The organism is Streptomyces mutabilis, assembly GCF_014649815.1.
GTDB lineage: Bacteria > Actinomycetota > Actinomycetes > Streptomycetales > Streptomycetaceae > Streptomyces > Streptomyces mutabilis.
In genome coordinates this window covers 1-2701 of sequence record NZ_BMTT01000062.1, presented here as the reverse complement: position 1 = coordinate 2701, position 2701 = coordinate 1, and the positions used below count along the sequence as shown (strand labels likewise).

Genomic DNA, 2701 nt, shown 5'->3' with positions numbered 1-2701 from the left:
TTAGCACCTTGCCGTTAAGATATTAATTTATACGTACTCAATTTTTAATCTTTTGTTAGTTACATTAGCTATAGCCTGCATAGTATCTATATGGGGTAAAACATCGCCGTTCTCAATTCTTGCTATTGTTGATTGTGGTATATTCATAGCTTCAGCGAGTTGTCTTTGAGACCATCCCATCTCTTTCCGTAAGTTAACAACTTTTACTGCAATATCTAAAGCTTCTGATTGTTCTTTATAACTTTTCTCTAACTCAGGATGACGTTTAATATCCTCATCAATTAATTTAGAAATCATACTCATACAATTCACCCTTTCTGTATCTTTTAATGCTATTCATACCATGTTCAATTTCTCTTTTCGGCGTTTCTTGAGTTTTTTTCGTGAAACCATGTGTAATAATATATTCATTATTTACTTTTTGAAAGTAAATAGCTCTTTGAATATTTGATCCAAACTTTGACCTAATTTCATATAAATTATTATCTAATTTTTTAACCCATTTCATACGAATTGCAATTTGAATACCTTCTTCTTCAATTTTTTGAATGGTTGTTAGTAGTTTAATTCTATCTTTATCTGGTAAGTCTTGCACAAATTGAATGAATTCTGATTGATTATTCTTATCCTTTAATGTTTTAAAAGTTACATTACTCATATACATATGATAGCATAAATGCTATCAAATTTCATCTTCCTTTCTCATAGAAAATACTGATATTTACATTTTCTCATATTCTCTTGTCTTTCTTCTCTAATTAGGGAATATTCTAGAAAAACACTTACGATAGCTAATAAAATATTCAATGATTTTAACAATATAATACTTTTTCTTCTCATTTGAATTCTCCTTGTTAAATGATATAATAAAATTAAATTGAAGGAGGAGATTGGGCTCCTCCTTACAGAATTATCTTAGTAATTCTGTAATTAAAGTTACGATAGCTCTTAATAAGTTTATAATACTTATTAGGAGCTTTTTCGTGGAGTATTATGAGAAACCACCTCCTTCAATTTCTCTTTCAATACCCAGCCAACCACCACATGACGATTAAGCATCACCTCTTTAATTTTTTATTATTTAATTTATTTTTGCTGTGTTGCAAAGCCACTGCAACAAGTTGTTATGATTGATTACAAGGATAAAAGCTATAAATTTTTCGACTGGCTTTCAAGCCACTAAGGAAAAATTTTTGCGACTTGTAATCATGAATAGACTTGTTAAAAGCATCATCTTTGATGATGCGTGTGAGCGTGCCAACACAAAAAAATAAATAATAAAAATTCATAATAAAAAGGAAAGTGATACCTCACTTTCCATCATTTTCGTTCGTATTTTCCTATAGAAAATACACAAGGTGCTAATGCAGATTCATTAGTACCTTGCCGTTAAAGTAGTAATTAAACTTCTTTACTTGAATTAAATTATTATATGTATTAGGTTGAGAAAGTAGTCAATGTTTTCTCATTAGCATTAGACTTCTTATATTACTTCCTTTCAAAACTATATTAAAATAATGTTTCAGTAGTGCTTGTTATACACTACATTACCCTTAAGGAGGCTTAAACATGGCTGAAAATAAATTGGAACAAGTCAAAGGCAATATTAAAGAAACTGTTGGCGATGCTGCTAACAATGACAACTTAGAACAAGAAGGTAAAAAAGATAAAGCATCAGGTAAAGCCAAAGAAGTCGTTGATAACGTTAAAGACAAAGCATCTGATGTTGTTGACAAGTTTAAAAAGTAAAATCTTAAGCCACTCATATAGAGTGGCTTTTCTTATTCAATATCTTTTATATTTTTCATGGGTATTTCCATGGTTTCGTTCCCATCTTCGTTACTAATAATAATAACTTTATTGAGTGTATCTACCGTTTTAATGTAAGCCTCATGCTGGTAATAATAACCTTGCTTCCAATAAGTCACAATGGCTTTTTCTTTAAAGAATTTTTTCCAGTTTACTTTTTCATTTAGAACATTGAGTTGATCATCTAAAAGCGAAGGACGTTCTTCTTTATTTTGATCTTCCATATATTGTTCTATTTGTTGATATTGCTCAGGAATCGTCTTAAAAGCTATCCACTTAACAAACCCTCTACCTCTAGGAATATTAAAATTTAAATACTCTCTAGGTATCTTACGATAATCCGTTTCATCCTCATATTTCTTAGGAATCATATTCAAACACCTCAACCATATAATAGAACATATGTTCGCTTTTGTAAAGGCTCTCATCAATATGAAAATGGACTCAAAAGAATTAAAGAGCTTCCGTGACGTTCTCTTTTTTGCACGTTACAACTTGCATGTTTCGACTTGCTCTGATGTATTGCAAAAAAGGGGGTAAATATAATACGACTGAAAACCAATTGAAACGTTATTTAACTTACTTATGAACTACATCGTTACTAGAGTAACGATGTAGTTCATAAGGTAATAAAATGATTGAGAAGTATGAAAGTACTATTGATAAGCTACAAAATGCAAAAGATAATGAAGATATGAGCAAAATGAAAAGTGAATTAGATAGCGTCAATCAAAAATTAGACGATTTAAAAGATAAATTAAGCGAGATTTTTAACTAAAAATGGAGCGTGAAAACAGATGAGTAATAGCCAAAAAAACAACTATTTAAGTGACAAAGTGACTAAGTGGATGTATCTGTTTTATATATTATGTACGATAATAACATCAATTTT

The 2701-nt window shown here is 29.8% G+C and carries 5 protein-coding genes; 2 read left to right on the top strand and 3 right to left on the bottom strand.

The genetic code is table 11. The features are described 5' to 3' along the window. Nucleotides 1-27: 27 nt before the first annotated feature. Complete coding sequence (locus IE142_RS34565; protein ID WP_018113556.1) at nt 28-303, bottom strand: helix-turn-helix domain-containing protein; 276 nt, start codon at nt 301-303, stop codon at nt 28-30. Next, nucleotides 287-658 (bottom strand): type II toxin-antitoxin system RelE/ParE family toxin, encoded by a 372-nt coding sequence (locus IE142_RS34560; RefSeq protein ID WP_210736260.1) that lies wholly within the window; start codon nt 656-658, stop codon nt 287-289. Before IE142_RS34560 ends, IE142_RS34565 begins: the two co-directional genes overlap by 17 nt. A gap of 911 nt (nt 659-1569) precedes the next feature. Between IE142_RS34560 and IE142_RS34555 the strand changes: the two genes are divergently transcribed. Further along, nucleotides 1570-1749: a CsbD family protein gene (locus tag IE142_RS34555; RefSeq protein ID WP_002498892.1), complete on the top strand. Its 180-nt coding sequence runs from the start codon at nt 1570-1572 to the stop codon at nt 1747-1749. Nucleotides 1750-1781: 32 nt separating this feature from the next. Here the strand turns inward: IE142_RS34555 and IE142_RS34550 are convergent, their stop codons facing one another. Further along, nucleotides 1782-2180, bottom strand: coding sequence for a YolD-like family protein (locus IE142_RS34550; RefSeq protein ID WP_161388679.1), 399 nt, complete (start codon nt 2178-2180; stop codon nt 1782-1784). Nucleotides 2181-2443: 263 nt separating this feature from the next. Between IE142_RS34550 and IE142_RS34545 the strand changes: the two genes are divergently transcribed. Continuing rightward, complete coding sequence (locus IE142_RS34545; RefSeq protein ID WP_002498894.1) at nt 2444-2587, top strand: hypothetical protein; 144 nt, start codon at nt 2444-2446, stop codon at nt 2585-2587. The last annotated feature ends 114 nt before the right edge of the window (nt 2588-2701 follow it).